The 26,738-nt window shown below is 63.9% G+C and carries 24 protein-coding genes; 4 read left to right on the top strand and 20 right to left on the bottom strand.

From position 1 onward, the window contains the following. Nucleotides 1-784: 784 nt before the first annotated feature. The gene (gene argE, locus ABID58_RS33625; RefSeq protein WP_354037208.1) at nucleotides 785-1,963 is read left to right on the top strand and encodes an acetylornithine deacetylase; all 1,179 of its coding nucleotides are present in this window, start codon (nucleotides 785-787) and stop codon (nucleotides 1,961-1,963) included. 143 nt (nucleotides 1,964-2,106) lie between these two features. Here argE and ABID58_RS33630 read toward each other — a convergent pair whose 3' ends face one another. The 4 genes from ABID58_RS33630 to ABID58_RS33645 form a co-directional block, all read right to left on the bottom strand. Then, nucleotides 2,107-2,733, bottom strand: coding sequence for a LysE family translocator (locus ABID58_RS33630; RefSeq protein ID WP_354037209.1), 627 nt, complete (start codon nucleotides 2,731-2,733; stop codon nucleotides 2,107-2,109). A gap of 21 nt (nucleotides 2,734-2,754) precedes the next feature. Next, nucleotides 2,755-3,096: an NIPSNAP family protein gene (locus tag ABID58_RS33635; RefSeq protein ID WP_354037211.1), complete on the bottom strand. Its 342-nt coding sequence runs from the start codon at nucleotides 3,094-3,096 to the stop codon at nucleotides 2,755-2,757. A 337-nt stretch (nucleotides 3,097-3,433) separates the two neighbouring features. Next, complete coding sequence (locus ABID58_RS33640; RefSeq protein WP_354037214.1) at nucleotides 3,434-4,492, bottom strand: phosphotransferase family protein; 1,059 nt, start codon at nucleotides 4,490-4,492, stop codon at nucleotides 3,434-3,436. A gap of 94 nt (nucleotides 4,493-4,586) precedes the next feature. Further along, entirely contained in the window at nucleotides 4,587-5,822 is a 1,236-nt protein-coding gene (locus ABID58_RS33645) for an acyl-CoA dehydrogenase family protein (protein ID WP_354037216.1), read from the bottom strand. A gap of 233 nt (nucleotides 5,823-6,055) precedes the next feature. Between ABID58_RS33645 and ABID58_RS33650 the strand changes: the two genes are divergently transcribed. Continuing rightward, nucleotides 6,056-6,718: a TetR/AcrR family transcriptional regulator gene (locus ABID58_RS33650; protein WP_148750314.1), complete on the top strand. Its 663-nt coding sequence runs from the start codon at nucleotides 6,056-6,058 to the stop codon at nucleotides 6,716-6,718. A 3-nt stretch (nucleotides 6,719-6,721) separates the two neighbouring features. Here ABID58_RS33650 and ABID58_RS33655 read toward each other — a convergent pair whose 3' ends face one another. The 15 genes from ABID58_RS33655 to xylB form a co-directional block, all read right to left on the bottom strand. Further along, nucleotides 6,722-7,114, bottom strand: coding sequence for a RidA family protein (locus ABID58_RS33655; RefSeq protein ID WP_187434737.1), 393 nt, complete (start codon nucleotides 7,112-7,114; stop codon nucleotides 6,722-6,724). A gap of 97 nt (nucleotides 7,115-7,211) precedes the next feature. Beyond that, complete coding sequence (locus ABID58_RS33660; protein WP_128951178.1) at nucleotides 7,212-7,427, bottom strand: hypothetical protein; 216 nt, start codon at nucleotides 7,425-7,427, stop codon at nucleotides 7,212-7,214. 237 nt (nucleotides 7,428-7,664) lie between these two features. Further along, nucleotides 7,665-8,894, bottom strand: a complete 1,230-nt coding sequence (locus ABID58_RS33665) for a CaiB/BaiF CoA transferase family protein (RefSeq protein ID WP_354037218.1) — start codon at nucleotides 8,892-8,894, stop codon at nucleotides 7,665-7,667. Between the two features lie 181 nt (nucleotides 8,895-9,075). Continuing rightward, complete coding sequence (locus ABID58_RS33670; RefSeq protein ID WP_354037220.1) at nucleotides 9,076-10,281, bottom strand: MFS transporter; 1,206 nt, start codon at nucleotides 10,279-10,281, stop codon at nucleotides 9,076-9,078. Between the two features lie 135 nt (nucleotides 10,282-10,416). After that, nucleotides 10,417-11,244, bottom strand: a complete 828-nt coding sequence (locus ABID58_RS33675) for a 3-oxoadipate:acetyl-CoA acetyltransferase (RefSeq protein WP_354037221.1) — start codon at nucleotides 11,242-11,244, stop codon at nucleotides 10,417-10,419. 122 nt (nucleotides 11,245-11,366) lie between these two features. After that, nucleotides 11,367-12,755, bottom strand: coding sequence for an MFS transporter (locus ABID58_RS33680; RefSeq protein ID WP_354037222.1), 1,389 nt, complete (start codon nucleotides 12,753-12,755; stop codon nucleotides 11,367-11,369). 239 nt (nucleotides 12,756-12,994) lie between these two features. Continuing rightward, a complete protein-coding gene (locus tag ABID58_RS33685; protein WP_148750308.1) occupies nucleotides 12,995-13,198 on the bottom strand; it encodes a hypothetical protein in 204 nt (67 codons plus the stop codon). 10 nt (nucleotides 13,199-13,208) lie between these two features. After that, nucleotides 13,209-14,546: a PQQ-dependent sugar dehydrogenase gene (locus ABID58_RS33690; RefSeq protein WP_354037223.1), complete on the bottom strand. Its 1,338-nt coding sequence runs from the start codon at nucleotides 14,544-14,546 to the stop codon at nucleotides 13,209-13,211. Beyond that, nucleotides 14,543-14,995: a DUF2231 domain-containing protein gene (locus tag ABID58_RS33695; RefSeq protein ID WP_148750306.1), complete on the bottom strand. Its 453-nt coding sequence runs from the start codon at nucleotides 14,993-14,995 to the stop codon at nucleotides 14,543-14,545. The genes ABID58_RS33690 and ABID58_RS33695 overlap by 4 nt, the downstream gene beginning before the upstream one ends. Nucleotides 14,996-15,055: 60 nt before the next feature. Beyond that, complete coding sequence (gene fcl / locus ABID58_RS33700) at nucleotides 15,056-16,012, bottom strand: GDP-L-fucose synthase (protein WP_354037224.1); 957 nt, start codon at nucleotides 16,010-16,012, stop codon at nucleotides 15,056-15,058. Beyond that, nucleotides 15,993-17,063 carry a GDP-mannose 4,6-dehydratase gene (gene gmd / locus ABID58_RS33705; RefSeq protein WP_354037225.1) on the bottom strand — a complete coding sequence of 357 codons (1,071 nt, stop codon included), beginning with the start codon at nucleotides 17,061-17,063 and terminating at the stop codon, nucleotides 15,993-15,995. The genes fcl and gmd overlap by 20 nt, the downstream gene beginning before the upstream one ends. Before the next feature lie 174 nt (nucleotides 17,064-17,237). Then, complete coding sequence (locus ABID58_RS33710) at nucleotides 17,238-18,185, bottom strand: ABC transporter substrate-binding protein (protein WP_148750303.1); 948 nt, start codon at nucleotides 18,183-18,185, stop codon at nucleotides 17,238-17,240. A 122-nt stretch (nucleotides 18,186-18,307) separates the two neighbouring features. Continuing rightward, nucleotides 18,308-19,348, bottom strand: a complete 1,041-nt coding sequence (locus tag ABID58_RS33715) for an ABC transporter permease subunit (RefSeq protein ID WP_148750302.1) — start codon at nucleotides 19,346-19,348, stop codon at nucleotides 18,308-18,310. Next, nucleotides 19,341-20,864: a sugar ABC transporter ATP-binding protein gene (locus tag ABID58_RS33720; RefSeq protein ID WP_354037226.1), complete on the bottom strand. Its 1,524-nt coding sequence runs from the start codon at nucleotides 20,862-20,864 to the stop codon at nucleotides 19,341-19,343. The genes ABID58_RS33715 and ABID58_RS33720 overlap by 8 nt, the downstream gene beginning before the upstream one ends. 125 nt (nucleotides 20,865-20,989) lie before the next feature. Further along, a complete protein-coding gene (gene xylB / locus ABID58_RS33725; protein ID WP_354037227.1) occupies nucleotides 20,990-22,435 on the bottom strand; it encodes a xylulokinase in 1,446 nt (481 codons plus the stop codon). 240 nt (nucleotides 22,436-22,675) lie between these two features. On the opposite strand from xylB, the gene ABID58_RS33730 reads away from it, so the two are divergent. Continuing rightward, nucleotides 22,676-25,051, top strand: a complete 2,376-nt coding sequence (locus ABID58_RS33730; protein ID WP_354037228.1) for a glucose/quinate/shikimate family membrane-bound PQQ-dependent dehydrogenase — start codon at nucleotides 22,676-22,678, stop codon at nucleotides 25,049-25,051. Nucleotides 25,052-25,254: 203 nt separating this feature from the next. On the opposite strand, the gene ABID58_RS33735 is transcribed toward ABID58_RS33730, so the two are convergent. Then, nucleotides 25,255-26,160, bottom strand: a complete 906-nt coding sequence (locus tag ABID58_RS33735) for a LysR family transcriptional regulator (protein WP_148750298.1) — start codon at nucleotides 26,158-26,160, stop codon at nucleotides 25,255-25,257. Between the two features lie 126 nt (nucleotides 26,161-26,286). On the opposite strand from ABID58_RS33735, the gene ABID58_RS33740 reads away from it, so the two are divergent. Beyond that, nucleotides 26,287-26,709 (top strand): DoxX family protein, encoded by a 423-nt coding sequence (locus tag ABID58_RS33740; RefSeq protein WP_354037229.1) that lies wholly within the window; start codon nucleotides 26,287-26,289, stop codon nucleotides 26,707-26,709. The last annotated feature ends 29 nt before the right edge of the window (nucleotides 26,710-26,738 follow it).

Here is a 26,738-nt window from a genome sequence, read left to right on the forward strand (position 1 = left end):
TCGCCCGAGCTTTGCTCCGTCGCCTCACCCTCATTTGAAAGAGGGCGCAGGGAAGGCCGGGAGCCGGCTGGCTCCCATTGACCGCTATGCCATGAGTAGATTGCGCTACACTGCACAGCGGGTAACAGGGCAGCCGGAGGCATCCCGGCCTTCCCTGCGCGGATGGTTGGAACGGCTTATGTCGTGCTCTCCCCGGGGAGCGATGCACTATTGCCCCGTCGTCTCGCGGATGGCCGATGCGCGAACTCGGTCGGGCCACACGCATCACCGCAAGACTTGACGCACAGACTCCGGGCGTCAGGACCACACGATTTGGCCGCACGCGGATCACACCGGTCGTGTGCGCGAGGTCTTCGCTCACGGTTGCCCGCCCTGCAAAACCCTTCGCGCCGCTGTGACCCTCGCCCACCGCCGCCCGGCCCGCGTTCGTGACGATCGCGATACGCCCCTCTTCCTTGGGCCGGAGTGGGACCACACATACGCCGTTTCCGAATTTCGGTAAAGTGGAATATTTGTGCCGATGCGGATTGACCGAGGGCTTGGGTGTTTTGCCCGTCGGGCAACGCAAGGTCTCGTAGCCCTACCGCGTCATTCCGGGGCGCGACGAAGTCGCGAACCCGGTATCCATTTCACCGCGCGTGATGCCGCCCGATGGATTCCGGGCTCAATGCTGCGCATTGCCCCGGAATGACAGCCGCGGCTTCATTTGCCCGACCGGCCGCAACATTGGTATGGTTCATGCAAGCGGCATCAGCCTCCGCAATTCTCTAACAAGAACGTGAAAATGCCGGACTCCAGACCCGACCGTATCCGCAAACTTCTTGCCGACCTCGTCGGCTTCGACACGATAAGCGACCGCACCAACTTGCCCTTGATCGCGCATATCGAGAGCTATCTCGCCTTCCTCGGCGTCAAGGGCGAACGCATCACCGACGAGACCGGCGAGAAGGCCTCGCTCTGGGTCACGATCGGCCCGGAAGATCGACCCGGTCTCGTGCTATCAGGGCATACCGACGTCGTGCCCGTCGTCGGCCAGGACTGGAGCCACGATCCGTTCAAGCTCATCGAGCGCGACGGCAGGCTCTACGGCCGCGGCACCACCGACATGAAGGGATTTGTCGCAGTGTGCCTCGCCATGGTGCCGGAGATGCTGGAGGCAAAGCTGACAACGCCGATTCATCTTGCCATCTCCTATGACGAGGAGATCGGCTGCGTCGGCGTGCGGCCGATGCTTGCCGAGGTCGCGAAGAAGAAAGTCCGACCGCTCGGCGCCTTCATCGGCGAGCCGACCGAGATGAAGGTCATCATCGGCCACAAGGGCAAGCATGGCGTGCGCGCGACGTTCCACGGCCTCGCCCGCCACTCCTCGATTGCGCCCGACGGCGTCAATGCCATCGAATACGCGGCCGAGATGATCAGCGAGATCCGCCGCCGCGCAGTGAAGCTTGCAAGCGAGGTCGAGCGCAGCAGTCTCTACGATGTCCCGCACTCGACGCTGCTGACCAGCATCGTGCATGGCGGCGCCGCGCTGAACATCGTGCCTGACACCTGCACCGTGGATTTCGAATGCCGCGGCATCGGCATCACCGAGTCCAGGGAGGTGACGGATGCGATCGTCGCCTGGGCCAAGGCCGAGCTCGAGCCCGCGATGAAGAAGCAGCATCCGGAATGCGGCATCGATTTCGAGGAGATCCTCGACTATCCCGCCCTCGACACCAAGGCGGACGCCGCGATCGTCACGCTGGCGAAGCAGCTTGCGGGACGCAACGACCACGCCAAGGTCGCCTTCGGCACCGAAGCCAGCCTGTTCGCCGGCATGGCCGATATCCCCTCAGTGGTGATCGGCCCGGGCTCGATCGCGCAGGCGCATACGCCGGACGAATTCGTGGCGATGGCCGAGCTGGAGAAGTGCGCGGGGTTCGTGGAGAAGCTGATCGCGCATTGCGCGAAGGCGGGGTCATAAACGACGCTGCCGTAAGGTGGGCAAAGCGACGCGTGCCCACCATTTTTCACCGCGATCGCTGACAGATGGTGGGCACAGCGCTACGCGCTTTTGCCCACCCTTGCTACAAGCTCCGATGCGTAGGGCTACGGGAGCGCCGCGCCTCAGCGCTCCTGCAAGGCCAGCCGGACGCCGACGGCGCAGTAGATGATCCCGACCACCTTGCCCTGCCACCGCACGACCGCAGGGTGGCGGCGCAGGAGATTGCCGAGACGGCCGGCGCCGACGGCGAATACGACGGTGCTGACAAGGCCGAGCAGCACGAAGACGATGCCGAGGATCGCGAGCTGAAGCGCGGTCGAACCGTTCTCAGGCCGGACGAACTGCGGCAGGAAGGCGAGGAAGAACAGTGCGGTCTTGGGATTGAGCACTTCGGTCAGCACGGCCTGCCGAAGGGCGCGCCCCGCGCTGATCGCGGGCGCGCCGTCGTCCAGCTTGATCGGTGCTTTGTCGAGCATCGCGCGGATGCCAAGATAGATCAGGAATCCCGCGCCCGCATATTTGACGATGCTGAACAGGAGCGCCGACGTGGCGATGACGGCCGAAAGGCCGACGATCGCCATGCTGGTGTGGATCACGTCACCCGCAGCAATGCCAGCGCCGGTGGCGATGCCGACCCTCGTTCCCGAGCTTGCAGCTCGCGCCATGGTGAGCAGCGTGGCCGGGCCAGGAATGAAGACGAAGCCGAGAACGATCAGGATGTAGGTGACGAGGGTGGCGTGGTCGATCATGCGCGCGGTCCCGAGGGCGAATTAGTATGACAGGCTGAGCGACGGCGAATAGTCCACCGGCACGAGCAGCCGGTCCTCGATCTGGCCGACCATCAGGCCATGCTCGGCGTGGGTCACGCGCTTGATCTCGGCCCACTCGGTATCCGCCATGAAGGCCGCCCACGCCGAAATCTTCGCTGCCTCGTCCGGCCACTCCAGGAGATAGGCGAACTCGGTACGATCGCCGAATTTGGTTTCCCACATCGCCACCATCTGAAAGCCATATCGGCTTCGCATGATACGCGCGGCATGGTCGCGGAAACGGGCGTGAAAGGCAGCTTTGTTTGTCTCGAAGATCTCGTAGATGCGCAATTGCTGGATCATGACCGTCTCCTTGCGGGGAGAGATAGGGTCGAACGGCGCGCCGTCAAACCGAGAAGTCAGCCGGCCTTCGTAGGGTGGGCAAAGCGAAGCGTGCCCACCATTTTCACTGCGATCGCTGACAGATGGTGGGCACAGCGCTACGCGCCTTTGCCCACCCTACGCACCCCACCCGCGGCACGCATCCTCGTCATTGCGAGGAACTCTTGCGACGAAGCAATCCAGACTGCCGCCGCAGAGATAGTCTGGATTGCTTCGCTTCGCTCGCAATGACAGAACGTGTGGTGACAGCGACGCACCAAGCAAAAAGGCGCGCCCACCGACCGCGCCCTCGTTATTTCTACACCGCGCCCGCCTTCTGCGCATACTCCCATGACGCCTGCGACAGCGGCACGGTGCGCTTGGCGGACTCCAGCGCCTTGGCGTTGGCGGCGGTGCCGTCGCGGACGCGGCCGGCGATGCCTTGGGTGATGCCGGCGAGGCGGAACAGATTGTAGGCAAAGTACCAGTTGAGATCCGGCACCGTCATCTTGGTGACGTTGCAATAGATCTGCGCGGCTTCCTCCACGCTCGGGATGTTGAGCGCCTTGAGGTCTGCGCCGTGCAAGCCCGGCATGATCCACTGCATCAACAGGTAGGTGAAGTCGGCCATGGGATCGCCGAGCGTCGACAGCTCCCAATCCAGCACGGCCTGCACGCGCGGTTCCGTCGCGTGGAAAATCATATTGTCGAGGCGGTAGTCGCCGTGGACGATCGAGACGCGCGCCTGCTCCGGCACGGTCTTGGGCAGCCATTCCGCGACCTTCTCGAACTCGGGAATGTGCTGGGTCTCGGACGCCCGATACTGCTTGGTCCAGCGGTCGATCTGGCGCGCGAAATAATTGCCAGGCTTGCCGAACTCGCCGAGGCCAATCGCGACGGGATCGTACATGTGGAGCTTTGCCAGCGTCTCGATCTTGCTGGTGAAGATCTTTCGGCGCGCATCGCCATCCTGGCTCGGCAGCGTCGGATCCCAGAACACCCGCCCCTCCTCCATCGACATGATGTAGAAGGCGGCGCCGATGATGCTGTCGTCCTGGCACAGCGCATAGGCGTGCGCGACCGGAAAGCCCTGCTTTCCAAGGGCCGCGATGACGCGATATTCGCGATCGACCGCATGCGCCGACGGCAGCAGTTTGCCGAAGGGCTTTCTGCGCATCACGTAGGAGCGCTTCGGCGTGTTCAGCCGGTAGGTCGGATTGGATTGGCCGCCCTTGAACTGCAGGACGACCAGCGGGCCCTCATAGCCTTCGACGTTGTCACGCATCCAGGCCTCGAGCCCGAGCTCGTCGAAGCGATGACGCTCCTCGACCGGCTTGGTGCCCGAGAACTCTTCGTCTTTCCTGACGCCGTCAGCCACGGTGACGCTCCCTCTTTTTGTTTTCCGTCATTCCGGGACGGTCCGAAGGACCAGACCGAAATGACAGTGAAGGGAGCGCCATCAGCTCTCCCTGTCAATGCTTGGGAGAGTTGGCATACTTCCGAACCTCTAACCTTGCAATGGCGCGATTGTGCACCTCGTCCGGACCGTCGGCGAGCCGCAACGTGCGGATCCCCGCATAGTCCTTGGCAAGCCCGGCTTCGTCGGAGACGCCCGCACCGCCGAAGGCCTGAATCGCCTCGTCGATGATCTTCAGCGCCATGTTGGGCGCTGCGACCTTGATCATGGCGATCTCGGCCTGCGCGGTCTTGTTGCCGACCTTGTCCATCATGTCGGCGGCCTTGAGGCACAGTAGGCGCGTCATCTCGATGTTGGTGCGGGCCTCGCCGATGCGCTGCTCCCACACACTGTGCTCGACGATCTTCTTGCCGAAGGCGGTGCGCGACATCAGCCGCTTCACCATCTTCTCCAAGGCCTCCTCGGCCTTGCCGATGGTGCGCATGCAGTGATGGATGCGGCCGGGACCGAGGCGGCCCTGCGCGATCTCGAAGCCGCGGCCTTCGCCGAGCAGGATGTTCTCCTTCGACACGCGCACGTTCTCGAGCAGCACCTGGGCGTGGCCGTGCGGCGCGTCGTCGAAGCCGAACACCGGCAGCATCTTCTCGACCTTGATGCCGGGGGTGTCGAGCGGAACCAGGATCTGCGACTGCTGCTGATGTTTCGCGGCGTTGAAATCAGTCTTGCCCATCAGGATCGCGATCTTGCAGCGGGGATCGCCGACGCCGGACGACCACCATTTGCGGCCGTTGATGACGTAATGATCGCCGTCGCGCGCGATGCTGGTCTCGATGTTGGTGGCGTCCGACGAGGCAACCGCCGGCTCCGTCATCAGGAAGGCGGAGCGGATCTCGCCGTCCATCAGCGGACGCAGCCATTTGCGCTTCTGCTCCCTGGAGCCGTAGCGCATGAACACTTCCATGTTGCCGGTGTCGGGCGCGGAGCAGTTGAACACTTCCGAGGCCCAGGAGATGTGACCCATCTGCTCCGACAGCAGCGCGTATTCCAGGTTGGTCAATCCGGCGCCGCGGAATTCGTCGTCTTCATGCTCGTTCGGCGGCATGAACATGTTCCAGAGGCCTTCGGCCTTCGCCTTCTTCTTGAGGTCTTCCAGGACCGGGATGACCTTCCAGCGATCGCCGCTCTTGTCCTGCTCGTTATAGATCGGCACCGCCGGCCGCACGTGCTTGGTCATGAAGGACTGCACGCGGTCGAGCCATTCCTTCTGCTTGGGCGACAGATCGAAATCCATGGGACGCTCCTCGGTCTCTCTTTGAAAGCCTGTTTTGGAAAGCCTGTTTTGCGCCGGACTGTCCTCCCGCCGCGCGCGGCCCGCAAGCGCCATTCGGCGGTTCGCGGGTCGAGGAACCCGCACCGCTTTCAACGGCGGCGCAATTTCCATCGTGCGGATTGACTTTCTCCGGCCTTCAAACGATAGTTTCATACAAGTGTTTGAATTGCAACTCCCCTCCCCTGAGCGCATCCATGGCCAGCGATCATACGAGGTCTGCCATTCTCGCCGCCGCCGAACGGCTCTATGCCGATCGCGGTTTTGGCGACGTTACGCTGCGCGACATCGTCGCGGAGGCCAATGTCAATCTGGCCGCGGTGAACTACCATTTCGGCTCGAAGGACGAGCTGATCGCGGAGTTATTTGTCACCCGCTCGATCGCGACCAACCGCGAGCGCCTGCGCGAGTTGAAGGCGGCGGAAGAGCAAGGCGGCGGCCGCGCGCCGATCGAGGTGATCTTGCGCGCGCTGGTCGGGCCGACCCTGCGCGGCTGCTTAGGCCCGGAGAACCAACGCTCCACCGCGGCCCGCTTCATGATCCGCGCCTCGATCGAGTCCGTGCCGCCGATCCGCCGCATCAAGAACCGCGAGATCGACCACTTGCGGAAATTCGCCGGCGCGATGCGAAGGTCCCTGCCCGACCGCAGCGACGTCGATATCTATTGGGGCCTGAATTTTGCGCTGGCGATGGCGCACCACACCATCCGCGAGAGCGAGCGCCTGACAAAGCTGTCGGACGGCAAATGCGATCTCGACGACGTCGAGGACGTGGTCGCGCGCGTCGTCAACGTCGCGACGATGGCGCTGACGGCGGGCAAGGCCGAAGCCAAGGTGCCATCACGGATCGCCGCGCGGTAGCCCTTACATCATCGCGATGCAGTCGATCTCGACGTCGAAGGGGCCGAACCATTCCGGCGTGCAGACAAAGATCCGCGCCGGCGGATCGACCGGGAAATAGCGCGCGTAGACCGCGTTGAACGCGGCGAAGTGTCTTGTCGAGGTGCAGTAGACGTTGCACTTCATGACGTTGTCCAGCGAGGCGCCAGCCGTCTGAAGGCAGAGCTTCATCTGCTCCATGATGATCTCGCTCTGCCGCTCGATCGGCATCCCTCCGATCTCGCCAGTCTCGGGGTCGAATGGCGGCAGGCCGGCGACGAAGATCATGTTGCCGGCGCGCGTCACCGGCGAGGTCGGCGCCTTCACACGGTCGAGAAAGGACGAGATCGGTTCGACGCGGAGCGCTTCGCGTTTCATGACGGCCACCTTCGGTTCAAGCGAGACTGGTGCCTGACTACATTATACTGCAGCCGGCATGCTTCGCTTCTGATCGAAGTGTGATCGCGGTAGCGGGCTAGGCCCGCTGCGGCATCTCCTCGGCCTCTTCCTTGGCGAGCAGCAGCAGCATCTCGATGCCCATCTCGCCTTCCTGTGGCGAGCGGATGAACTTGATCTCTTCGGCACTTTGCCGCAGCGCCGCAATGATCGCGACAGCCTGGTTGGCCGTGGCCGCCTCAGTCGCCAGAATGGCCTTCTGGTTCTTTGCTTGGAACCCGATGGTATAGGACATGCGCTTCCCTCCCGAACTCAGTGGGAGAGATCGAATCTGAGTCGCGGACGAAGCGGAAGCCGGTTGTACTACGGACCGGGTTTGTCTGGGGATTGCGCGCAAGCCTCGGGTAAGGCCACTAGATCGTCATGCTTCCGTCACGAATTGATCGGCGCCATTCCCGGCTCTACGCGAGCCCGAGCATCGCGCGCACGCTTTCAGCGCGGACGTCGCGCCTTGCTTTTGCCGGTCATGAAATCAGATGATCCCCTGCTTCTTCAGCTCCTCGATCTTCCCCGCGTCATAGCCGAGCTTGCCACCGAGCACTTCCTGGGTGTGCTCCCCGAGCAGCGGCGGGGCGCGGTAAGTCTCGATCGGCGTCTCCGAGAAGGTCAGCGCATTGCGGATCAGCGACAGATCGGGATCGAAGGGATGGTCGACCTTCACCCGCATGCCGCGTGACTGGACGTGCGGATCGGAAAACACCTGCTCGAAATTGTTGATCGGCCCCGACGGCACGCCGGCCTCCTCGAGCTTGTCCAGCCAATAGGCCACGGGCTTGGTCAGGAACAGGCCGGCGAAGATCGCCATGATCTCCTTGCCGTGCACGACGCGGTCGTTGTTCTTGATGAAGCGCTTGTCGTTGGCGAGCTCGGGCTGGCCCAGCACGGCGCAGGTGCGCTGGAACTGGCCGTCATTGCCGACCACCAGCATCAGCTCGCCGTCGGTGCAGCGGAACACGCCGGCGGGCATGCCGCCATTGCCCCAGGTGCCGCGGCGCGGCGGCGTCTTGCCGTTGACGAGGTAGATCTGCAGCCAGTGCGACAGCGAGGCGATGACGGTGTCGAACAGGCAGACGTCGATGTGCTGCCCCTGCCCGCCATTGACGTCGCGATGGTAGAGCGCCGACAAAAGCCCGATCGAGGTGTTCATGCCGGTCATGTAGTCGACGATCGACGGGCCGACCTTCATCGGCCCCTCGCCCGGCTCGCCGTCGATATGGCCGGTGACGCTCATCAGGCCGCCCATCGCCTGGAGGATCGCGTCGTAGCCGGCGCGTGGCGCATAGGGTCCGGTCTGGCCGAAGCCGGTCACCGAGCAATAGATGATCCTGGGGTTGATCGCCTTGATGGTCTCGTAGTCGAGGCCGTAGCGCTTGAGATCGCCGACCTTGTAGTTCTCCATGAAGACGTCGGCGTCCCTGGCGAGCTCGCGGATGATCGCCTGCCCCTCGGGCTTGGCGATGTTGACGGTGACCGACTTCTTGTTGCGGTTGGCGCAGAGATAGAATGAATTGTTGTTGTTCGCCTTGCCCTCGGGATCGGTCAGATAAGGCGGGCCGAAGGCGCGCGCGTCGTCGCCGGTGCCGGGCCGCTCGATCTTGATCACCTCCGCGCCGAGATCGCCCAGCATCTGGGCCGACAAGGGCCCTGCAAGCACACGCGTGAGGTCAAGGATCTTGATGCCTGAGAGCGGCAGGGCCGACATGTCGATTTCCTCCGGGGAACTGGATTTTGGCGCGGCAGCGAGATCGCGGACCGTGCTCCCTGCGGATACACGATTTTTGCGGCCCCGAGCACTGCGCGCTGGGCATACGGCCATCCCCCGCCCCGCAGCAGAAGTAGCCTGCGACGCCCAATTCCGCGTTGCGAATATTATCCGGTCGACCTCAGGTCGCGGCTACCGCAGCCAACTGCGGACGACGCCGGCCCAGTAGAATCAGGATCAGCACCGTTGCGCAGGAAAAGGCCAAGGTGAGCCCAAGCGCGCCGCGGCTGCCGAACTGGGTAAGCAGGCCAGCCAGAAGCGGCGGCGAGATCGCGGAGGCCAGATTGAGCGGCAGCGCGATCATCGACATCGCCTTGGCGAACTCGGCCTGGTCATAGAACACGAGTGGGATCGTCGCCCGCGCCACCGCCATTGCGCCGCTGCCGGCACCGTAAAGCAGGATGAAGCTCGCGACCGCCCAGGTCGCACCCTCGCTCAGCATCAGCAGCACCATGGCGACGGGAAGCGCGGTGCCGGCGACCAACCCGGTGGTGATGCCGTCCCACCGGCCGCCGCCGAGGAAATCGAGGCCGCGGGCGCTGACCTGGATCACGCCCAGCATGGAGCCGAATGCGAGCGCCTGCGCCGGCGCAAGGCCTTCCGCCCGCAACAGCTCGATCAGGATGGCACCGATGCCGAAATTGACGAAGGCATTCAGCGTAATGACGCAGACGACGAGACCGAAGGTGCTTCTTGGAATCGCAGGCGGCGGCGCGGCCTTGACGGCCTCGCCAGCATCGTCCGTCGCGATTTTCCGGCGCGGCGCGAGAAACGCATAGAGCGGAAGGTTGATGGAGAGCATCATCGCCGCATAGACGAGACAGGTCCCCCGCCAGCCGAGCCAAGCGCTGAGGAACGACGTGGTCGGCCAGAAGATGCTGCTGGAGAGACCCGTCACCAGCATCAGCCCGCCGATGGCATTCTTGGCGCCCCGTCCGGCGACCTCGTTCAGCATGATATACGCGCCGGTCGACAACGTGGCGCTGCCGCCCATGCCGAGAACGACCCAGCCGGCGAAATAGAGTATTGGCTCACGCGCGAAGAAGAGGACGATGTAGCCCGGCACGGCGACAACAGTGCCCACCATCATGACCTTGCGGGCACCGTGCCGCGCAAAGGCCTTGGCGAGCCAGGGCGCGCACAGGCCCATGGTGACGTAAAGGACCGAGCTGCCCGCAAACACCGCCGGCAGGCTCAGGCCGAGGTCGGCCCCGAGGTCGCGGCCGACCACGGCCGGAAGGCCGATCGTGCCCCATCCAATGAGCTGGGTGATTGCAAGCACCAGCAGGACCCCGATGAGCCTGCCGTCAGATTTCAAGAACCGCATTCCACCCGTCGCCTGCCCGGCAGGCGCCGATCACACCTGTCAGTCTGTCTTACCCGGAGACTCAGCGCACGGAAACGCTGGCCGCCGAATGGCAGAAGGCACCCGGAAGCATGTCAGGTGGAGAACGGGTCCTCCCTACCCCGCGATCCCGAGCAGGGATCGCGCCTCGGCTGCCGTCGCGATGCGCCGGCCGTGGCGCGTGACAGCTTCGGCAGCGATAGTCACGAGCTCCGCGTTGCTGGCGGCCAGCCGCGTCTTGTCGATCCTGATATTGTCCTCGAGTCCGGTGCGAACCGCGTCGGCGCCGCGCGCCAGCGCCCAGTCCATGACCTCGGCTTGATGGCGCCCGATCCCTGCCGCGGTCCATGTGGCTTTCGGGATCAGCCGCCTGAGCTCTGCCAGCAGGATGTCGAGGACATGCTCGTCGGCGGGCATCGCGTTCTTGACGCCCATAACGAATTGCACGTGCGGGCGCGGGTCGATCAACCCTGCCTCGATCAGGCGTCGGGCGCCGTGCAGATGCGACAGATCGAAGATCTCGATTTCCGGGCGGACGCCAGCTGCCTTCATGCCGGTCGCGAGCGTCTCGACCAGGGCGGCGCTGTTCTCGTAGACAATCGTCGGAAAGTTCACCGACCCGGTGGAGAGCGAGGCCATGTCCGGCTTCAGATAGAGCGATGATCCCCGCGCCGAGGGATCGCGGCCGCGCCCGCCGGTCGAGAACTGCACGATCATCCCCGGACAATGCTTCCTGATCCCTTCCTGCACCAGGGCAAAGCGCTGGGGATCAGAGGACGGCGTCTCGTCATCGTTGCGCACATGGATATGGGCAAGCGTGGCGCCGGCTTCGAAGGCTTGTTGCGTCGATTCAATCTGTTCGGACGGCAGGATGGGCACCGCCGGATTGTCCTTCTTGCGCGGAACGGAGCCGGTGATAGCGACAGCAACGACAACGGGGTTCATCCCTTGACCTCATGATGATCGCGCTCGCGCGCACAAAGTTCGAATAAGGAGCCACATAAAGCGTGAAGCCCTGCCGCTGCAAGCACGATCGATTGCAGCGGCATTGCGTTCACTCGTTCCTATCAGGTCGGAATTGCGGCCGCACCGCTCGCCGCCTCCGCGCGCTGTCGCTCATAGTCAGCCCGTGCCATCGGAACGGCCTCGGGATTGCCGAGATCGTCGATACTGACCCGATAGGTCTCACGGGCCGTGATGGCCGCCAGCGCCGCGATGACCGTGATGCCGAAGGCGATCGCGCCGACCGTCAAGGGAATGTTGGCCGAGCCGGGAGGCGCCACGGTCGCAAACAGGGCCGGAAGCAACGCCGTGATGGTGGTTCCGATGTTCTGCGAGATCGCCATGGCCGAAACACGGGTGCGCGTCGGAAACAGCTCCGGGTAAAAGCTCGGAAAGATCGCGTTGTAGCCCTGATAGACCACGCCCCACATCAACAGCGACAGCAGGATCGCCAGCGGCACGTTCCTGATGCTGATGGCATAGAGATAGCCGAACGCGAGCAGACCGGAGAGCAGCGCGCCGACGACGATCGGAGGCTTGCGGCCGACCTTGTCGGAGAGATTGCCGACGAAGGGAATGACGAACACGGCCAGCATGTTTCCGAGCACCGGGATCCAGAGATAGACGTCCTTGGCAAAGCCGATGCCGTAGGCCGGCTGCACCGCGTAGGCCGCACCGAAGATGGTCGCAACGACCGGGATGACGTTCATCAGCGCCATGCAGATGACCCTGAGCATGTCGCGCCAGCTCAGCTTGATGGCTTGGACAATGGGCGCCCGCGGCGTTTCTCCCCGCTCGCCCTCGCGGGCAAAGGCGGGGGTCTCGTCGACCTCGCGACGGATGATGTAGCCGGCAACGATGACGAAGAAGCTGAGCAGGAAGGGAATCCGCCAGCCCCAGCTGTTGAAGGCCTCGTTCGGCATGTAGGCCGCCAGCGGCAGGAAGACCGCGGCTGCGAGAATCTGTCCGGCCTGCACGCCCTGAAGGGCGAAGCTTGCATAGAAGCCGCGCCGACCGAACGGCGCGTGCTCCAGGATCATCGAGCTCGCGCCGGAGATTTCCCCGGCAACGGCAAATCCCTGGATGAGACGCAGGATGACGAGCAGGACCGGCGCGAGGATGCCGACCTGCTGATAGGTCGGCAGGATCCCGACCGCCATGGTCGAGATGCCCATCAGAAACATGCAGACGATGAGAACAGTCTTGCGGCCATGAGTGTCGCCCCAATGTCCGAGCACGAAGGCGCCGATCGGCCGGGCCACATAGCCGACGCCATAGGTCGCAAGCGATGCGACGATGGCGACGGTGGGATTTTCCGACGGGAAGAAGATTTGCGGGAAGATCAGCGACGCGGCGGTCGCGTAGATGAAGAAGTCATAATATTCGAGAGCCGACCCGATCCAGCCGCTGGCAGCGGCCTTCCTGGACTGACTCATCTGATGGATCGCGGTCATATCAAAATTCCTCCACATTGGTTTCTGGGTCCCTTGGCGGGCTTCTTGGAGAAATTGGGCAGCACTCTCCGCGCGCTGTGCGGATCTCCGCAAGCGTTAGTCACTGCCGATTGGTGTTTGATTGGCACGACAATAGGCTTTCGCCGGGCTAACACAATTACCCAGTTATGCGATAAACCTAACCTGATGTTATTTCGCGCGGACGCTGACCGCGGCGCGGGCGGCTGGTCGTGAAGAAGCTAGCTTCCCAGCGCGGTCTCTCCCGCCTCGCGGCCAGGGACGCTGACGTGAACCTCGTGCCCCTCGCGCAGCGCCAGGGATGCTGCGGCGACCGCTGACTCGAACGCAGCTTCCTTGGTGGCGTATCTGCTCTTCACGTCGCCATCATGCAGCACGCCCCACTCGTCCTGCACTGGCACGATCGCGTATTGAGCAAGGCCCATCGTCCAACTCCTATCGCTGCGTGACCTGCGGATGCGCGGCCGTCACCCGCCACACCGTGTTGCCGCTGTCATCGGCGACCAGCAGCGCGCCGGTCTTGTCGATGGCGACGCCGACGGGACGGCCGCGTGCCTGGTCGTCGCTGTTGAGGAATCCCGTGACGACGTCCTGTGCGGGCCCGCTCGGCTTGCCGTCCGCGAACGGCACGTACACGACCTTGTAGCCGTTGAGCACCTGCCGGTTCCAGCTGCCGTGCTCGCCGACGAAGGCGCCATTGCGATAATCACTCGGCAGGCTGCTGCCGGTCGAGAACGCGAGCCCGAGCGGCGCGACATGCGAGCTTAGCGCATAGTCAGGCACGATCGCCTTGGCGACGAGGTCCGGCCGCTGCGGCTTGACCCGGGGATCGACGTGCTGACCATAATAGCTGTAGGGCCAGCCATAGAAGGCTCCGTCCTTCACCGAGGTCATGTAGTCGGGCACGAGATCCGGGCCGATCTCGTCGCGCTCGTTCACCACCGTCCACAGCGCACCGGTCTGCGGCTCGAAGCTGAGGCCGTTCGGATTGCGCAAGCCGCTGGCAAAGATACGCCAGCGACCGCTGGCGCGATCGACCTCGAGAATGTCGGCGCGATTGTGCTCGGCCTCCATCCCGTTCTCGGTGATGTTGCTGTTGGAGCCGACGCCGGCATAGAGCTTTGAACCATCGGGGCTTGCGACAAGGCTCTTGGTCCAGTGATGGTCGATCGGCCCGCCCGGCAGCGGCGTCAGCACCGTACCCGGCGCGGTGATCCTGGTATCGCCTTCGGTGTAGGGGTATTTCACGATCGCGTCGGTGTTGGCGACATACAGATCGTTGCCGACCAGCGCGACGCCGAACGGCGAGTTGAGATGGTCGAGGAAGACGCTCTGCGTGTCGGGGACGCCGTCGCCGTTGGTGTCGCGCAACAGCGTGATGCGGTTGCTCTCGCCGGTGTCGCCGCCCGAGGTCGCCCAGGACTCGATGAAGCCCATCACGATCTCCTTGGGCCGCTTGATCGCGGCGGCCTTCGGCGCCTTGGATTCCACCACCAGCACGTCGCCGTTGGGGAGAACATAGAGCGAGCGTGGATGCTGCAGGCCGGTGGCGAACGCCTTGGCCTGCAGACCCTGCGCGACCGTCGGCGTCTCGTCCTTCTTCCAGCCGACAATGCGGGCGATGTGCACCGGCGGCAGCAGATATTGCCGGATGTCGGGCAGCCTCGGATTGGCGCCGATCTGCGCCTTGGGATCGCCGCTGCCGTCATCACAGCCGGCGAGGAGACCGAGAAGCGAAGCGCAGAGCAGCGCCTGCATAAGGGGAGAGTTCATCGCGCAACTCCCACACCGTGGCGGTACACCATGGCCCAGCCGAGCCAACCCGTCACCGGCAGGATCAGCACGGTAAGCACCGAAAGAATGAGACCGAGCGGCCAGACCGAGGTCCAGGCGTCGCGCGTGTGAATGAGCGCATTGGTGATCGCGAGGATCAGCGCCACGGCGTTGCCGATCAGATGCGGCCAGGCCGGCGCCTGCGCGCGCACCAGGCGATTGCCGAGGAAATCGGTCAGGCCCGCGATCGCGGCCAGCACGCCGAAGATGACGCCGACCAGCAGAAGCCAGGCGGAAAAATCCGCCCACATGATCTCGGCCGAGATGAGATAGGCGATGTCGGTCAGCAGCGCGCCGATGAAGCACGCGATGGGGATCGGCACCAGCATCGGATGAATGGGATGGCCTGCGATTTGCGCGGTCGAGCGCACGCGCACAGCTTCTTGCACGGTTGACCTCGTGTGTTTTCCACCCGACCGGCCAACTCGTGCTGAGAGCGATGGTTCCTACTATTGTGCGGGGACGATCGTGGCGGCTTGGTACGCCGCATAGGCTTTCTTCAAGCCATCGTGAAGCGACGTCGTCGCGCGCCAGCCGAGCTTGTCGAGGCGGCTGACGTCGAGCAGCTTGCGCGGGGTGCCATCAGGGCGGGAGCTGTCGAAGCTGATTTCGCCGCGATAGCCGACGATCTCGGCGACGACATGCGCGAATTCGGCGATGGCGATGTCCTCGCCGGTGCCGATGTTGACCAGGTCTGCGCCGGAATAGGTCTTCATCAGATGCACGCAAGCATCCGCCATATCGTCGACATAGAGGAACTCGCGCCGCGGCGTGCCGGTGCCCCAGACAACCACGTTCTTCGCGCCCGACAGTTTCGCCTCGTGAAAGCGGCGGATCAGCGCGGCAACGACGTGGCTCAGCTCGGGGTGATAATTGTCGCCGGGACCGTAGAGATTGGTCGGCATCACGCTGATGAAGTCGCTGCCATACTGGCCGCGATAGGCCTCGGCCATCTTGATCCCCGCGATCTTGGCAATGGCGTAAGGCTCGTTGGTCGGCTCCAGCGGGCCGGTCAGCACGGTGTCCTCGCGCAAGGGCTGCGGTGCGAGCTTTGGATAGATGCAGGACGAGCCGAGGAACATCAGCTTCTCGGCGCGGTTCAGATGCGCGGCATGGATCACGTTCGCGGCGATCGCAATGTTGTCGTAGATGAACTCGGCGCGCAGCGTGTTGTTGGCGAAGATGCCGCCGACTTTTGCCGCGGCGAGGAAGACCACCTGCGGCCGCACCCGCGCGAACCAGTCGAACACGGCAGCCTGGTTGCAGAGATCGACCTCGCGCCGCTCCACCGTGACGAGCTTCACGTCCTCCCGCGCCAGCCGGCGCGCCAGCGCCGTACCGACCATACCGCGATGGCCGGCGACGTAGACGCTCTTGCCCTTCAGCTCAAACGGTACGCTTGCCATTTGCGATGTCCCGTTTGGCCTCGGCCAGATCGCTCGCCATCATCTCCTCGACGAGCTGCGCAAAGGTCCGCTTCGGCTTCCAGCCGAGCACTTTTCGCGCCTTGCTGGCATCACCGATCAGCAGATCGACCTCGGTCGGACGGAAATAGGTCGGATCGATCTTCACAACCGTCTTGCCGCTCCCGGCATCGACGCCAGTCTCGTCGGCGCCTGCGCCGCGCCACACGAGGCGACGGCCGACCTGCGCGAAGGACAGCTCGACCAGCTCGCGCACCGAGTGCGCCTCGCCGGTGGCGAGCACGAAGTCGTCGGGCTTGTCGGCTTGCAGGATCTTGTGCATGCCTTCGACATAGTCCCTGGCATGACCCCAGTCGCGCTTGGCCGACAGATTGCCGAGATAGAGCGTCTCCTCGAGCCCGACCTCGATGCGGGCGACGCCGCGGGTGATCTTGCGGGTCACGAAGGTCTCGCCGCGGATCGGGCTCTCATGGTTGAACAGGATACCGTTCGAGGCAAACATGCCGTAGGCTTCACGGTAGTTCACCGTGATCCAGTAGCCATAGAGCTTGGCGACGCCGTAAGGCGAGCGCGGGTAGAACGGCGTGGTCTCCTTCTGCGGAATCTCCTGCACCAGGCCGTAGAGCTCGGAGGTCGAGGCCTGGTAGAACCGCGTCTGCTTCTCCATGCCGAGGATGCGGATCGCCTCCAGCAGGCGCAGCACGCCGATGGCGTCGGCGTTGGCGGTGTATTCGGGGCTCTCGAAGCTGACGGCGACATGGCTTTGGGCAGCCAGATTGTAGATCTCGGTCGGCCGGATCTGCTGCACCAGGCGGATCAGATTGGTCGAATCCGTCATGTCGCCGTAATGCATCAGGAACGGCACGTTGCCGACATGCGGATCCTGATAGAGATGGTCGACGCGTGCGGTATTGAACGAGGACGAGCGCCGCTTGATGCCGTGCACGACATAACCGAGCGACAGCAGATGTTCGGCAAGATAGGCGCCGTCCTGGCCGGTCACACCGGTGATGAGAGCGACCCGCTCAGCCATATCCCTAACTGCTCCCAATAGCGCCCGCGGGCGCTACCATTCGGCCGCCCCACCGTCAAAACTCCCCCTTCTTTGACAGATCGGTCGCTGAGGTCAACCTCGAGAGGCGCGCCCGGGCCGGTTTCCCGGGACGCCCCTCTCGAATTGGGCCGCAATCAGCAAAATTGCGGGATGTTACTGCGACCGGTCCGAGGTCCAGCCCTTGTACTCCGCGATATTGTCTCGGGTCACGAGCTTCGACGGCAGCAGCTCGACGGTCGAGGCCGGCTTCTGCCCACTGAGAATGCCGACGCCGATCTGCACGGCGCGCCGCGCCATGAAGAACGGATCCTGCGACGCTGACGCCTGGATCTGCGGCGACGCGGGATCCTTCAGCGAGGCCTCGATATCCGGCGCGCCGTCAACCGCGGTGATGACGATGCCGCTGCGGTTCTGCTGGCGCGCCGCAAGGTCGGTGCCGATCGCCTGCGGGTCGTTGATGGCGAAGATGGCGTCGATCTTGGGGAAGCGCGTCAGATAACCTTGCGCGACCGTCAGGCCCCCCTCGCGCGAGCCCTTGCCGTCCTGGTCGCTGGACAGCACCTTGATGCCGGGATTCTTACCGAACACGTTCTTGCAGCCGGTGACGCGGTCGATGACGGCGGAGACCTGCGGCCCATTCTCGATGATGACATCGCCTTTGGCACCGAGCTTATCGACGATGTACTGGCAAGAAATCTCACCGGCCTGGACGTTGTTCGTGGTCACCGTGGCATCGGCGCCTTCGGCCGCGGTGTCGACGGCGACGACAACGATACCCGCCGCCTGCGCCTTCTTGATCGCCGGCCCGATCGCCTTGGGATCGCCGGGGTTCAACAGGATCAGGTCGACGCCGGCGGCGATGAAATTGTCGATCTGGGTGACCTGCTTGCCGAGGTCGTATTCGAACCCGACGGTGGTGATCTTCACATTGGGATTGGTCTTCTTGGCCTCGAACTCGGCACCCTTCGACAGCGCGACGAAGAACGGATTACCCATCGAACCGAGCGAAACGCCGATCGACTTCAGCTCCTTGGCCGAGGACGGCGCGGTGGTCAGGGCAAGCGCCATTGCGGCGCCGGCGAGCATGGTCATCTTCAACATTGGCTTCCTCCCTGGTCTGTCCTTAATCCGGCACGGCAGACCAGTTGCCGTAGCGGAATCTCGTATCGCGCCCCGATCCCTTACGTTCTGGCGGAGCCTTTTCAGGTTCGGGCGGAGCCTTTTCAGGTTCTGGCAGAGCCTTGCAGCCGATAGCGATCCAGCGCCACGGCGCCGATGATCACCAGACCCTTGATCACATATTGCCAGATGTCGGAGACGCCCGTGAGGATCAGGCCGTTCGAGAGCACGGCGATGATCAGCGCGCCGACCAGCGTCCCCCATATCGAGCCGATGCCACCGACGAACGACGTGCCGCCGAGAATGACCGCGGTGATGGCGTCGAGCTCGTAGCTTTGGCCGAGCTGAAGACCGTTGGCCGCGTAGAGCCGCGCCGCCTGCATGGCGCCGCCCAACCCGGCCAGCAATCCCGACACGCCATAGACGAAGATCACGACGGCCCAGACCTTGATGCCGGCAAGCCGCGCCGCGCTCTCATTGCCGCCCACCGCGTAGATATGCACGCCGAGCACGGTCCGGCGCAGCACCAGCCACGAGACCAGGATGACGAGCAGGGCGATCACCGAGAGCCACGGGATCGACGCCACGCCGGGCACAAGCGTCAGCGATCCGTTGCCGATGAAGGCGTAGGGAATGGATGGATTGAACACCGTGGTGTCGGCGCCGAGCAGCCGCGCCAGGCCACGCACGGCGGTGAGCGAACCCAGCGTGACGATGAAGGGCGGCAGGCGCAACAGCGCAATAAGCGCACCGTTGACGACGCCGAAGCCGAGACCGGTGAGAACCGCGGCCGGCAGCCACAGCGCACCTAACTCGGGCAGTTTCGACATCGTCAGGCCGGCCATTGCCGACGCCGCCAGGATCGAGCCGACCGAGAGATCGATGCCGCCGGTGAGGATGACGAAGGTCATGCCCGCGGCGAGCACGGTGTTGACGGCAGCCTGCTGCAGGACGATGCCGAGATTCTGCCCGGTGAAGAAACGGCCGTCGGAGAGATAATGAAAGCCGGCGCATAGCAGCAGCAGCACTGGCAGCATGCCGGCCGCGCGGATCAGAAGCCTGATGCGCTGGCGCTTGGTCGCCTGGGCGACAGCAAGGTCGTTCGCCGTGGCGGCCTTCGCCTGCGTCGATCCGTTGTCAGGCATCCAGATGCTCCGTCCACGTGGCGAGGGCCATGATGTCTTCCTGAGTTAATGGCGCCGTCTCGGTTCGCCTGACCTCGCCCGCGACAAGTCCCGACCGCATCACGATGACCCGGTCGCAGATGCCGATGATTTCAGGGAGATCGGACGAGATGACGAGGATCGCGGTACCGGCCTTGGCAAGATTGTCGATGATCGAATAAATCTCGGACTTGGCGCCGACGTCGACGCCGCGCGTCGGCTCGTCGAGGATCAGGACCTTTGGCGCGATGGCGAGAAGCCGCGACAACAGCACTTTCTGCTGGTTGCCGCCGGAGAGGCCCCCGGCGGGCACGCCGACATTGGCAGCGCGGATGCTGAGCCCGGTGAAGGCCCTGTCGGCACGCTCGCGCGCCTTGTCGCGATCCAGGAAACAACCGAGCTTGGCATCGCGCCCGAGCACGGCGAGATTGATGTTGTCCTGACACGACATGTCCAGAAACAGGCCAAGCGCCTTCCTGTCTTCCGTCAGATAGGCGATGCCGGCCTCGAGCGCTTCGCCGGGCGTACGGATGTCGATTGGCTGGCCTTCAAGCTCGAGACGGCCTGAAATTCTCGGCGCCGCGCCGATGATGAGATGCGCAAGCTCGGTGCGGCCGGCGCCGATCAGGCCGGCAAGCCCCACCACCTCGCCCGCATGCACGGTGAGCGAGCAGCCCTTGACGCGCAGCCCGTCGGCCATGTCGATGGCGCTCAGCACGGGATGCCCCTTCCCGGCCTCGGGATCATGATCTTTCTTGTAGAAGGAGGAGACGTCGCGGCCGACCATCATGCGAACGATGGCGTCGGCGCGGATGTCCTGCTTGTCGAGCGAGCCGACCAGGCGGCCGTCGCGCAGCACGGTGACGCGGTCACCGAGCGCATAGACCTCGTCCATGCGGTGCGAGATGTAGATGATGGCAAGCCCCTCGGCACGGAGCTGACGGATCAGCGCGAACAGTCGCTCGCTTTCGCCGGCTGACAGCGCGGTGGTCGGCTCGTCCATGATCAGGATTTTCGAGCGCGCGTGCAGCGCACGCGCTATCTCGACGAGCTGGCGCTGACCCATGGAGAGATGCGCGACCAGTGTCGACGGCAGAAAGTCCGCCCCCAGCCGCTCCAGGATCGGGCCGACGCCCTCGCGCATGGCGCCACGCGCCAGCAAACCCGAACGCGAGAGCTCGCGGCCGAGATAAATATTCTCCGCAACGCTCAGATTGGGGGCCAAAGACAGTTCCTGATAAATGATCGAAATGCCCGCGGCCCGGCCGCCAAGCGGCCCTTCGATGCGCGCCGGCTTGCCCTCGATGCGGATCTCGCCGCCGGGATCTGGCCGGTAGGCACCCGACAGGATTTTCATCAGGGTCGATTTGCCGGCACCGTTCTCGCCCATCAAGGCATGGATCTCGCCCGCATAGACGGTCAGGTCGACCGCGCGCAGCGCCTTGATGCCGAAGAAGGATTTTGAAACTCCCCGCATCTCGAGGATCGGATCGTTCATCGTGCCTCCCGGCACACAAGGCGTTTCCTGTCCGCATCTCGTTCTTAAGCGCGGTTCACCCATTAAACAAAAGGCCGTCGCACAGGGCAACAGCGAACAGGCAGAAATGGGCAACCAAAGCGATGTTAGTGGCGCCGCCGATACAGTTCGTGCCAGGCGGAAAGCCGCTCGGCATAGGATTCGACCAGCGCGCGACCGGGTTCGAAGGTTTCGACGCGTTGCGGGGGCGTGCAGACGGCGGCGACTGCCTCGCCCGTGACAGCAAGCCGCCCCAATCTCGCCGCACCGAACGCCGCTCCGGTTTCACCGTCGGCAAAGCGATGGATCGGAACATTGAGAACATTGGCCAGCACCGACAGCCAGAACCGCGACCGCGAGCCGCCGCCGATGACGTCAGCTTCCGTAACGGCAATGCCGGCATCGCCAAGCACGTCCCGACAATCCGCCAGCGCAAAGGCGACGCCCTCGAGCACGGCCTGCACGATCGCCGCGCGGTCGGTGCCGTGGCTCAAGCCATCGAGCATGCCACGCACGACGGGGTCGTCATGCGGTGTCCGCTCGCCGGCGAGATAAGGCAGGAAGCTCACGGGAGACGGCGCCTGCGGGCGCGCCCCCAGCGGCGCCAGCAGCTCGGTTTCAGTGACGCCGAACAGCCGCGCGGCCCAGGCCAGACACGAGGCCGCCGAGAGGATCGCGCCGGCCTGAATCCACATTCCAGGGATCGCATGGCAGAACGTGTGAACCACGCGGTCCGGATTGGCGGCAACGTGGCTGGTCGGCGCCAGCAAGGCGCCTGAGGTTCCCAGAGAGATGAACGCGGTTCCGGGCCTGATCGCGCCGATGCCGACGGCACCCGCCGGATTGTCGCCAGCACCGCCCGCGATCATCGGGCACCTCGCCATGCCCCAGCGCTGCGCCAGCTCGCTGCGCAATGTGGCTGCGGGCGCGCAGCCCTCGACCAGGCGCGGCATGTGCGCGCGCGACAGGCCGGTCGCGGCCAGCGCCGCATCGGACCAGTCCCGGCGTGCCGCGTCGAGCCATAGCGATCCCGACGCGTCCGAGACGTCCTCGATCGCCTCGCCCGATAGCACCAGCCGCAGATAGGCCTTCGGCATCAGGACGCGTGTCGTCGCCGCAAAAATCTCGGGCTCGTGCGCGGCGATCCAGAGCAGTTTTGGCGCGGTGAATCCGGGCATTGCCTTATTGCCGGTGACCGCACGCAGGGCGGGCCAGCGCTGCTCCAGGATGCGGCACTCCGCAGCAGAGCGTCCGTCGTTCCAGAGAATGCAAGGCCGCAATGGCTTTTCGTTCGCATCAAGCAGCGTGGCGCCATGCATCTGGCCGGACAACCCGATGCCTTCGACCGCTGCCAGCTCTTTCCCATGCGATGCCTTCAAGGCGTCCAGCGTGGCAAAGGTCGCCGCGAGCCACTGAGCGGGATCCTGCTCGAAATAGCCTGATAGCGGCGAGGTGATCGTCAAAGCGCGGCTCTCGCTCGCAATCACGCGCTGGGCGCCGTCAACGAGAACGGTCTTGACCGCCGAGGTGCCGAGATCGATGCCGAGATACATGACGGACGTGGCTCCCGAGATTTGGCGTCGGTGCGGACGCGACGCCAAACATGACGTGCATATTTAGAAGAACTTTGCTCCCGCAGCCAAGTGCGCCGCGGCTTTGCGCGCAGATGTTACATGAATGCAGCAGTTGACGGTTGCCAGCCTTGGTTGATTGAACCACATTCCTCGAAAGTGGGCGTCCTCTGTTGCGCTTGCGCTGCACAGACGTAGTTCCTTTTCCGCGCCGGAGCAGCCATGCAGCGATCCAGGGCAGTCTTTATCACCGGTCTCGTCTACGCCTTGATCGGCCTGGTCCTCGCAGGCGGCGGCCTTTGGCTCGCTGCATTGGGTGGGTCGATCTTCTACATCGTCCTCGGTGTCGGCATTCTCGCCACTGGTGCGTTATTGCTGGCGCAGCGCCGTTCGGCGCTGTGGCTGTTTGCGATCGTGCTGGTCGGCACACTGGCATGGGCCGTCTCCGAGGTGCAATTCGACTGGTGGCCGCTTGCATCGCGCGGCGACATCGTTTTCCCCATGGCGCTCTGGCTGCTCACGCCGGTGATCGTTCGCGGGCTGCTCCGAGACGAGCCGGTGTCTTACCGCAACGCGACGCTGCCGCTGTGGATTGGCGTTGCGGCAGCGTCAGCCGTACTTATCATTGCCCTTCTGTCCAGCTATCACGACATCAACGGCACGATCGCCGAATCCGGCTCTGCCGTGCAGCAGAGCGAAGCCGATCCTCAGCCTGATGCCGATTGGCGCGCGTATGGACGCACGCAATTCGGACAGCGCTATTCGCCGCTGAAGCAGATCACGCCCGACAATGTCGGCAAGCTCCAGGTCGCCTGGACCTTCCGCACCGGCGACATGCCGACGCCGAACGATTCCGGTGAGACGACCTTCGAGGTCACACCGATCAAGGTGCGCGACACACTCTATCTCTGCTCCCAGCACCAGGTGCTGTTTGCGCTCGACGCCAGGACCGGCAAGGAACGTTGGCGATACGATCCCAAGCTGGTGTTCAACAAGACGTTCCAGCACATGACCTGCCGCGGGGTCTCCTACCACGAAACTGCCGCGGGTGCCGTCGACAGCAGCGGCAGCCCCGCGCCCGCCGAATGCCCCCGGCGGATCTTCCTGCCCGTCAATGACGGCCGCATGATCGCGCTCGATGCCGACACCGGCAAGCTCTGTGAGAGCTTTGGCGATCACGGCAGCCTCGACCTCCAGCAAGGCATGGGGATCAAGACGGCAGGCTTCTTCGAGCCGACGTCACCACCGGTTGTCAGCGACAAGATCCTGGTCGTCGCCGCCGCGGTGATCGACAATTACGCGGTCGACGTGCCTTCGGGCGTGATCCGCGGCTTCGACGTCTACACCGGCAAGCTGGTTTGGGCCTGGGACTCCGGCGCGGCAGACGAGAACGAGCTGCCGTCGCCGACGCGTCACTACACCAACGGTTCGCCGAACTCGTGGATCACAGCCTCGTTCGATCCGAAATTGAACCTGGTCTACATCCCCACCGGCAATAACGGGCCCGACATCTGGGGCGGCAATCGCAATGCGCTGGTCGAGCGCTATTCCAGCTCGATCGTTGCACTTGACGTCAACACCGGCAAGCGCGCCTGGTCGTACCAGACGGTGCATCACGACCTCTGGGACATGGACGTGCCCTCTCAACCGAGCCTGATCGATGTGACCACGGCCAAGGGCGTCGTTCCCGCGATCATCCAGCCAACCAAGGTGGGCAACATCTTTGTGCTCGATCGCAGAACCGGCGAGCTGATCGTTCCGGCGCCGGAACGTCCGGTCCCGCAGGGCGCCGCACCCGGCGACCACACTGCGCCGACGCAGCCGTTCTCCGCGCTGACATTTCGCCCCGAGGCAAAACTCACCGGCGCGGACATGTGGGGCGGCACGATCTTCGACCAACTGTTGTGCCGGATCATGTTCCATCGACTGCGTTACGACGGCACGTTCACGCCGCCGTCGTTGCAGGGCACGCTCGTCTTCCCGGGCAATCTCGGCATGTTCGAATGGGGCGGCATCGCGGTCGATCCTGTCAGGCAGATCGCCATCGCCAACCCGATGTCGTTGCCTTTTGCCTCAAGGCTCATTCCGCGCGGCCCGCAGAATCCTCCAGCGCCGACGGCCGAGAAGCCGGTCGGCAGCGAGGCCGGGGTGCAGCCGATGTATGGCACGCCATTCGGCGTCGATATCCAGAGCTTTCTCTCGCCGCTGTCCGTGCCGTGCTACCGGCCACCCTGGGGATCGATGGCCGCGATCGATCTGAAGACGATGAAGATCGTCTGGCAGCATCCCAACGGCACGATCCGGGACACCACGCCGCTGCCGCTGCCTTTCAGGATGGGCGTACCGATGCTGGGCGGGCCGATCACGACCGCCGGCGGCGTCGCGTTCTACACCGGGACCTATGAGTACACGATCCGGGCTTACGACGTGCGCGACGGCAAGGTGCTCTGGCAAGACCGCTTGCCGGCCGGCGCACAGTCGACGCCGATGAGCTACGAGGTCGACGGCAAGCAATATGTCGTCACCGCAGCCGGCGGCCACGGCTCGTTCGGCACCAAGCGCGGCGATTACGTCATCGCCTACGCGTTGAAGGATTGAACGCGGGAGCTGCGTTGTGATGACATCACGTCATCAGCCGCGTTGCCTGGTCGGAAGAACCGACACGTCGAGGTCGAACCACACGGCCGCATGCTCGGGCCCAGCAGCTCCGGATAGCCGCATGATCGGGGATCGGCCGACGATCTCTATTCAGACATAACTCAAAACATTGATTTCGAGGGCAGGACGAAGCGCTCGATTCGCTATTCCAGGTAGGGCGCGAGCACATTTTCGATCCATTTCATGAATGCGCGGACTCGGCGCGACAGATTGCGCCGATGTGCTACGACGAGAGACACGTCGAGCGCCCGGCGACGAAAATCGGGTATAATCTCCACAAGCGCACCACTCTCCAAGTATCGGCCAATCCCCAAGAATGGCGCCTGAATCAGACCAAGGCCGGCGAGGGCAGCGGCTTCGTAGGTCTGCGCGCTGTTGACGTGCAGCGCACCTGGCAACTGGAGCGTCGCGTAGCTGTCGCCGTCCGGATATTCCCATCCATAGGGCCTTGCGCCCAACATCGTCGAAAAATGAATTGTCCGATGACCCTGACGCCGGAGATCTTCTAGCGATCGAGGGACGCCATAGTGCGCCAGATAGGCAGGACTGGCGGCGTTGACCATGCGCAACTTGCCCAGCGGGCGGGCGATCAGCGTCTCATCCCCGATGGGACCAAGTCGCAATACGCAGTCGAACCCCTCTTGAACCAGATCGACTTGGCGATCCGTACTCGACACCTCCAGCTCCAACGCGGGGTGAGTCGCCATGAAATCCGGCAAGGCCGGCACGATCGTCGTACGCGCCACCTCGGTCGGAAGATCGACCCGTAAACGCCCGCGAAGTGCCACGCGATCGCTTGCGAACATTGAATGTAGGTCATCGACTTCAGCAAGGAGATCGCGGGCACGGGCATGAAATGCGCGTCCGTCCTCCGTCAACTGCACGCTACGCGTCGTCCGGTGCAAAAGCCTGACACCGACATCTTCTTCCAGCTTCCGGACCGCCGTTGACGCCCTTCCCTTCTGAATGCCGAGGCTATCGGCTGCGCGGGTGAAGCTCCCCATTTCCGCTACCGTTATGAAAATGAGGATGGGTTCGAGATTCTGCATTTTCGTGCCTCGGTATTGTTCACCGCAGAGAGAACAGTGAGTTCATTTCCGCGGCGTTTATCATACCCTAGAGACACAGTAGGCAGTAGGCCTCGAAGATTGGTGGCCCCCTCGGAGAACCACAAAATGTCTGAAACCATGAACCTTCGTCAGGCGCCTGATGCCATGAACTTGCATCGCGCCCAGTGGGTCGGCCGGATAATGAGCGCGTGTGTCGTTATCGCTCTGGTTGCAGACGGGACTATTCAGCTGTTCGCGCCGGCACAGATCGCGAGCATGTTGCACGAAACCGGGTTCGCGATCGACCTGACCCACGTCGTCGCTCCGATCATACTCGCCTGCGCCATCCTTTACGCCATCCCGGCCACCGCCGCCCTCGGCGCGATCCTGGTGACCGGCTTTTTGGGAGGTGCCATCTGTGCCCATGTCCGCATTGGTGAGTTGGGGTCGCCGCCGGAAATCATTTCGCTGCTTCTGGGCGCGATGACATGGGGCGGCCTCTACGCGCGCGATCCCCGTATCCGGGCCGTTCTGCCGCTCATCCGTTGAACCAACCGGGGCAGTGCTCTGTCCCTCAA

It is taken from the genome of Bradyrhizobium sp. S3.2.6, assembly GCF_040546885.1.
Taxonomy (GTDB): Bacteria; Pseudomonadota; Alphaproteobacteria; order Rhizobiales; family Xanthobacteraceae; genus Bradyrhizobium; species Bradyrhizobium cytisi.

Excerpts from the sequence above, each read along its gene's own strand:
- argE (WP_354037208.1), top strand. The coding sequence starts at position 785 with ATGCCGGACTCCAGACCCGACCGTATCCGCAAACTTCTTGCCGACCTC.
- ABID58_RS33630 (WP_354037209.1), bottom strand. The coding sequence starts at position 2,733 with ATGATCGACCACGCCACCCTCGTCACCTACATCCTGATCGTTCTCGGC.
- ABID58_RS33635 (WP_354037211.1), bottom strand. The coding sequence starts at position 3,096 with ATGATCCAGCAATTGCGCATCTACGAGATCTTCGAGACAAACAAAGCT.
- ABID58_RS33645 (WP_354037216.1), bottom strand. The coding sequence starts at position 5,822 with ATGGATTTCGATCTGTCGCCCAAGCAGAAGGAATGGCTCGACCGCGTG.
- ABID58_RS33650 (WP_148750314.1), top strand. The coding sequence starts at position 6,056 with ATGGCCAGCGATCATACGAGGTCTGCCATTCTCGCCGCCGCCGAACGG.
- ABID58_RS33655 (WP_187434737.1), bottom strand. The coding sequence starts at position 7,114 with ATGAAACGCGAAGCGCTCCGCGTCGAACCGATCTCGTCCTTTCTCGAC.
- ABID58_RS33660 (WP_128951178.1), bottom strand. The coding sequence starts at position 7,427 with ATGTCCTATACCATCGGGTTCCAAGCAAAGAACCAGAAGGCCATTCTG.
- ABID58_RS33665 (WP_354037218.1), bottom strand. The coding sequence starts at position 8,894 with ATGTCGGCCCTGCCGCTCTCAGGCATCAAGATCCTTGACCTCACGCGT.
- ABID58_RS33670 (WP_354037220.1), bottom strand. The coding sequence starts at position 10,281 with ATGCGGTTCTTGAAATCTGACGGCAGGCTCATCGGGGTCCTGCTGGTG.
- ABID58_RS33675 (WP_354037221.1), bottom strand. The coding sequence starts at position 11,244 with ATGAACCCCGTTGTCGTTGCTGTCGCTATCACCGGCTCCGTTCCGCGC.
- ABID58_RS33680 (WP_354037222.1), bottom strand. The coding sequence starts at position 12,755 with ATGACCGCGATCCATCAGATGAGTCAGTCCAGGAAGGCCGCTGCCAGC.
- ABID58_RS33685 (WP_148750308.1), bottom strand. The coding sequence starts at position 13,198 with ATGGGCCTTGCTCAATACGCGATCGTGCCAGTGCAGGACGAGTGGGGC.
- ABID58_RS33690 (WP_354037223.1), bottom strand. The coding sequence starts at position 14,546 with ATGAACTCTCCCCTTATGCAGGCGCTGCTCTGCGCTTCGCTTCTCGGT.
- fcl (WP_354037224.1), bottom strand. The coding sequence starts at position 16,012 with ATGGCAAGCGTACCGTTTGAGCTGAAGGGCAAGAGCGTCTACGTCGCC.
- gmd (WP_354037225.1), bottom strand. The coding sequence starts at position 17,063 with ATGGCTGAGCGGGTCGCTCTCATCACCGGTGTGACCGGCCAGGACGGC.
- ABID58_RS33710 (WP_148750303.1), bottom strand. The coding sequence starts at position 18,185 with ATGTTGAAGATGACCATGCTCGCCGGCGCCGCAATGGCGCTTGCCCTG.
- ABID58_RS33715 (WP_148750302.1), bottom strand. The coding sequence starts at position 19,348 with ATGCCTGACAACGGATCGACGCAGGCGAAGGCCGCCACGGCGAACGAC.
- ABID58_RS33720 (WP_354037226.1), bottom strand. The coding sequence starts at position 20,864 with ATGAACGATCCGATCCTCGAGATGCGGGGAGTTTCAAAATCCTTCTTC.
- xylB (WP_354037227.1), bottom strand. The coding sequence starts at position 22,435 with ATGTATCTCGGCATCGATCTCGGCACCTCGGCGGTCAAGACCGTTCTC.
- ABID58_RS33730 (WP_354037228.1), top strand. The coding sequence starts at position 22,676 with ATGCAGCGATCCAGGGCAGTCTTTATCACCGGTCTCGTCTACGCCTTG.
- ABID58_RS33735 (WP_148750298.1), bottom strand. The coding sequence starts at position 26,160 with ATGCAGAATCTCGAACCCATCCTCATTTTCATAACGGTAGCGGAAATG.
- ABID58_RS33740 (WP_354037229.1), top strand. The coding sequence starts at position 26,287 with ATGTCTGAAACCATGAACCTTCGTCAGGCGCCTGATGCCATGAACTTG.